At 71.2% G+C, this 5,633-nt stretch carries 3 protein-coding genes; 1 reads left to right on the top strand and 2 read right to left on the bottom strand.

Annotated elements, in window-relative coordinates:
* Nucleotides 1-340 precede the first annotated feature (340 nt).
* Nucleotides 341-2,815: a LuxR family transcriptional regulator gene (locus LQD00_RS17115; protein WP_232718331.1), complete on the bottom strand. Its 2,475-nt coding sequence runs from the start codon at nt 2,813-2,815 to the stop codon at nt 341-343.
* A gap of 10 nt (nt 2,816-2,825) precedes the next feature.
* Nucleotides 2,826-4,550 (bottom strand): Hsp70 family protein, encoded by a 1,725-nt coding sequence (locus tag LQD00_RS17110; protein WP_232718330.1) that lies wholly within the window; start codon nt 4,548-4,550, stop codon nt 2,826-2,828.
* Between the two features lie 346 nt (nt 4,551-4,896).
* Between LQD00_RS17110 and LQD00_RS17105 the strand changes: the two genes are divergently transcribed.
* On the top strand, nt 4,897-5,633 hold a 737-nt coding region (locus tag LQD00_RS17105; protein ID WP_232718329.1), incomplete at its 3' end, for an IniB N-terminal domain-containing protein.

Genomic DNA, 5,633 nt, shown 5'->3' with positions numbered 1-5,633 from the left:
GAGTTCGTCGGCAGCGTCAGTTGTAGGTGCGATGAGTCCCGCGACTCCGAGAGCCGCACCGACAGTGGTTGCACGAATGAGATTACGTTTCATGCGTTTTCCCGACCTCCATTTATTTCGATTTATGGACATCGGCGAATGTAACAAAAGAAAACAGGGGCTACCACCCCCTTTGAGGAACACATCACACAATTGAAATTGGTGAATCGGCGATCGAACAACATCGATACGCGACAACCCGGACAGAGCGCCCGACCCTCACTTTGTTCTTATGTGGGTATGAATTGAGCCCTTACGTGGGTATGAATTGAATTCTTTCGTGGGGATGAATTCGGCGGAATCAACTGTATCCGGCGGCGCGCAATGCCGCCATCAATTCCGAGCGAGAACCGGCATCCATTCGGCGTCGAATACGGGATACATGGTGCTCCACCGTCTTCGCCGAGATGAACAGGCGGGCCCCGATCTCCCGGTAGGTGAAACCCTGCAGTAGTTCTCGTGCGACCTCGGCCTCGCGCTCGGTCAGCAGGCCGTCGATCGGACGGGGCCGTCGACGATCTGCCTCGACCGAGCGGGCCGTCTCCAGCAGGTCCGCCGACGAGCCCGGGTCGTCGGTGCGTAGTGCCGCGAGCCCCGCCAAGCGGCTTGCCTCCCAGGTCAGTCCGCGCAACCGAAGGGTGGCCACCGCGGCGGCCACCTGCGCGTCGTCGACGCTGCCGGCCGGCTCGAAGGTGAGCGCCATCCACGTGCGGGCGGCCGCCACGAGGCCCGAGGCGTGTGCGTTGCGCCCGGCAACTCCCTGGAGCAGTCGTCGACGCTCGGTTGCGAGCTCGGCATCCCGCGCGATGACCGCGGCCTGGACTCCGGCGAAATGCCACGGCGCCGCCCAGGTCACCGGGTTGCCCAGCGATTCGAGCAGGCGATCGGCCGCGGCGACGTGCCGGTCGATCGACGCCGTCTGATCCAGTCGTGCGGCGGCTTGCCAGAACTCGGCGAGGGGTCGCAGGAGATAGAGGTCCATCTCGGTCGCGGCGAGCAGAGCCGGCGCCCCCGTCCACAACGCAGCGAGCGCCGAGGAGTCGCCGTTGCGACGAGCGAGGCCGAGGTGGACGGCGTGCGTCCGCAGCCGGTCGACCGCGCCGGCGGGCTCGTCGTCCGGCAGCAGACGAGTGGCCATATCGAGGTCTCCGCCGGTCAGCGCGATCTCGACATCGAGCTGGGCTCCCGCGGCGCAGTCACCCACAGCTTTCCGGAGCGCGCGGGCCGCGTCGAGGTCACCGCTGTTCAGCGCCAGTGCGGTCGCGGCATGGAGGGTCCTCCCGATCGCGGGATCGCGCCCGCTCGGAACGGCCGACGTGAGCCCGCGGACCACGAGACCGACCGCGTCGTCACCGTCCTCGTGGTCGGCGCACACCGACGCGAGCAGACCGCGGACCGCCCGTGACCGTAGCGCTCGAGCACCCACCGGCGGGTGTGCACTTTCCACGGCCGCGACCGCCGCCGCACCTTCCCGGTCGCCGACCCCCACCAGTGCCGTGACCGCCGAGAGGGATTCGGCCGCCAGGTTGTCCGGGCCGAGCCAACGGTAGAGATCGGCTGCGAGGGAACCGAGGCCGCGGTGGGCCGCGACGAGAGCCGCGATTCCCACCCAGTGTTCGATCCCCTTCTCCGTGGGGTGCGCCGACTCGAGCCGAAGGTCCGCGACCTCACCGGCTCCGTCGACATCACCGGAGGCCAAGGCGCGCTGGGCCATCAGGAGGCGGACGTCGTCACGCCCCGGTTCCAGACGGTCGGCGGCACGGAGCAGGACCACCGCGCGCGCCGCGGTGGCATCTGCCGCGCCGGCGAGCAGGGTGTCGACCAGACGTGGGTCCTCGATCCCCGATTCCGCCGCGTGCAACGCGTCGTCGACGGTCAGTTCACTCGCCCGCAGACGCACCGCTATCGACGTCCGGCGGAGCTGAGCGAGACGCCGGTTCCCGACGACTGCGCGCAGCGGATCGGCTGCGGCCGAGACGAATACGTCGGCTCCGTGTAGTAGCCCGCTCCCCCGCGCCCGGTCGAGTGCCTCGACCGCTGTCTCGTACGGGACGTCGAGCGTCTCGGCGAGACTCTCCGGGTCCAGCGGCGCCCGCAATGATGCGAGGGCCAGGACGGACAGTGTCGTCGGGTCGAGGCCCCGGAGCAGACGATGGTGACGGTCGCGCGCCACGCGTTCGACGATCACCAGCTCGTCGACGGTCTCCCCGGGCGCCGCAGCCGCAGCTTCCTCACGGATCGCGCGCAACGCAGCGGTGACGACGTTGCGCGCACCACCACAGCGTCGTCGGATCAGCGACGCCGTCGCCGGCGTGAGCGTGAGACCGGCTCGAGCGGCTTGAACGAGTACGTCCGCCGTGCTCATCGTGCCGAGTTCGAGGACCGCGCCCGACCGGCGGGCGAGGTCGAGCACCAGTCGAATTGCCGAATCGGTTTCCCGTGGTTCGGTCGTCGCGATCAGTCCGAGGGTTCCGGCGTCGATCATCGTCGCCATCCGCGCGATGAGGTCGCCCGGCCAGGTGTGGAGGTCGTCGGCCAGTACCAGCGTCGTTCCGTCCATGTCGCCTCCGGTCGGCATGCCGACGCTGACCGCAACGTCGAGTTCGCGCAACCGCTCGTGCACGACGTTCAGCAGCGCGCTGCGTCCGCTTCCCGGGATGCCGACGACAACCGCGCAGAGCGGGAACCTCGTGCGCGCTCGCTCGACGACGGCGTCGACCCACGTCGACACCGGGTCCCGGCGATCCCCGACTGTCGGGGTCGGCGAGGCAGTCACCCGCCCCGCGTCAGCAGACGACACGGGTGACGCCACACAGGACCTGACCGGTGCCGTCGAGAATCCGGCCGGGCACCTGGAGGACACCGCCAGGGCGGCCCCCGCCACCGCCCCCGGTGCTCGGCTGGTCGGACACATCCGGGCTGGGTTGCGGATCGGGGACGGGCGCGGGAGCGGTATCCACCGGTGCCGGCGCGGCAGGAGGGGCCGCCGGTGCGGGCGCCTGTCCGCCGGTCGAGGGTGTCTGTCCGCCGCGGGGCGCGCTGGTGGTCCCCGGCGCCGAGGTGTTTGCCGGGACGGCGGCGGTCGACCGTCGCGGGGCGGGGGTTCCCGTGCCGGTGCCCGCGGCCCGCGTACCCGTGCCGGTGGCGGTGGCGGCCTCGGCGGCCCGGGTTCCGGTCGCGGCGCCGGCCACGGTCGGCGAAGACTGGCCTGGCTTTCCTGGGGTCGCTTCGATCGTCGTCACTGCACCGGCTGGAGGCGGCGTCGCCTCGCCGGTGGACCCGACCAGGCCCGTCCCCACCGACAGCCCGGTGGCCGAGACCAGCACCAGCGCCGCGGCGCCCGCCGTGATCAGGACTCCTCTCCGGCGCCGGGACAGACGAGGGGCCGGCGTCGTGACCGGGGTGCTGGGCGCCGGCTCGATCTCGCGCAGCGGGCGTTCCCCCGGCAACGGGGCCAACGCCTGGCCCGGGATCTCGGTGGTCGGCTCGACCGCCGCGGAGGCACGCGCGCCGAGCGCGGCCAGGCCGAGCAGTGCACCGCCGGCCGCGGACGCCGATCCGGGTTGGGGGTCGAGGAGAACCGGAACGCGCAGAGTTGCCGACAGCATCTCGGTGACAAGGGGGATCGACGCTCCCCCGCCGCCGAGCACGATCGCCGTCACCGGGCTCGCGAGTCCTCCCGGCTGGTCGGCCCCCGCACTCGCGAGAGCCTCACGGATCAGGGCCACCGACTCCGCGAGCGGTCCCCGGACCAGCTCCTCGACGTCGTCGCGGACGAGCCGGGCGACGGTGTTCGTTCCCCCCACGCGAACGTCGACGACCGCGTCGGTGTCGACCGAAAGCGCTTCCTTTGCTGCGCGGCACTCGGTGCGGAGCCGGGTGAGATCGTCGAGCACCGCCGAGGCGCGACCGGGATCGGCGAGTTCGGCGTCGGCACCGGTGACCCGCAGCGTATGTGCCAACAGCAGCCGGTCGAATTCGTTCCCGCTGATCGAGTCGAGGCGCAGCGGCCGACTCACCAGGTGGGGTTCATCGCCGGCGGCGAGCACGGTGACGGTGAGCGCGGATGCGCCGAGGTCGTAACCGACCACCAGGCCCTCTCCGAGGGCACCTTCGCTGTGCGCGACTGCTGCCATCGTCGCCCGCGACTCCGGCACCCAGCTGATCTCGCCCGTCGGCAGGTCGTCCCGATCGAGGAGGGCAGCGTGGGCCTCATCGACCGCCTGCGACGTCCACGTGTCCGGATGCACGACGGCCAGGTGGTCGACGGGGTCAGCGAGGTCGAGTCGGGTGAGGAGCTCGGCGATCGCCTCGGCGTGGATCTGTGCGGCGGGTCGGCTGTGTCCGCGGTCGTCGAGCACCGGCACCGGATCGCCGACCCGGTCCAGGAAGTCGCCGGAACCCACCAGGCCGGCGGTCTCCACGGAGAGCGAGTTCTCCCACGAGTGTTCGGAGGCCACGACCGCGACACTGTTCGCGCTTCCGACCTTCACACCGATCGTGATGCCCATGTCGGTCAGCTCCTGTTCCCACCCGCGGGGGGTGGTCGATGGCGATCACCGTCCGGCCACTCGCGCGGCGTGGGTGTTCGTCTGATGGCGCGTGCCGCGACCGATGCGAGCGCTGCACGTCACAGAGTGTGTCGCGGGCCATGACCCGGCCGTTAGCGTTTCGCCCGCGATTAGGGGAAAACTCCCCTGCCCCTACCGCTGCCCCTGACATCCGGGGTCTGCCCCCTGTTCAGCGGGTCCGCCACAGGACTAGGGATTTGCCCCGATGTCCCGGAGCGCACCGCTCCCTAGCGTCGAACCCGACACGGGATCGAACTGCGATCTCTCCGACGCAAGGAACGACGCCATGCCGACCAATGCGGTACTCGACTTCATCCTCGGTCTGCTCCGCGACGAGGACGCGTTCAACACCTACTGCGGAGATCCCCAGGCCGCGATCGACCGCGCCGGGCTCACCGGGATCACGCCCGCCCACATCTCGGCCGCGGCTCCGCTCGTCGCCGACTCCGGCCTCGCTGCCGGCGGCGCCGCCGGTGGTGGCCTGGGCGGTGCCATCGGTGCCGGCGGTGCCATCGGTGCCGGCGGTGCCATCGGTGCCGGCGGTGCCATCGGTGCCGGCGGCGGAGCGATCGGCGGGGCCGTCGGCGGTGGCGCCGGGGGCGGTGTCGGGTTCGGCCTCGGTGGGCTGGGCCTCGGTGACATCAACCTCGGAGGTATCGACGTCGGGGGCGGTGCCCTCGGCCTCGGTGGCGTGAACCTCGGCGGAATCGGGTTGGGCGACTTCGACTTCGGCGGTCTCCTCGGTGGTATCGGGTTCGGGGGCGTCGACCTGTCCGGCCTCTCCCTCGCCGACCTGGACCTCGGCGGTATCGCCTTCGGTGACCTGGACCTGGCCGGTCAGCTGGCCGTCGCCCTCGGTGCGGCCCTGTCCGCCGGGCTGGGCGCCGGGGGCGCGGTGGCGGCACAGTTCGGCGCCACGCTGGGCGCCGCCCTCGACACCGTGGTCGCGGGCGGCCTCGAGCTCGGTGCGGGTGCCGGCCCGCTGATCGCCGGTGCGCTCGCCGGCGCGATCGACGCCGACGG

The organism is Gordonia metallireducens, from assembly GCF_021245825.1.
Classification (GTDB): domain Bacteria; phylum Actinomycetota; class Actinomycetes; order Mycobacteriales; family Mycobacteriaceae; genus Gordonia; species Gordonia namibiensis.
The sequence above is the reverse complement of the archived record's forward strand: the minus strand, read 5'-3'. Positions and strand labels throughout refer to the sequence as shown.

What these genes read in the sequence shown, in the direction of transcription:
- LQD00_RS17110 (WP_232718330.1), bottom strand. Translation starts at nt 4,550, where the DNA reads ATGGGCATCACGATCGGTGTGAAGGTCGGAAGCGCGAACAGTGTCGCG.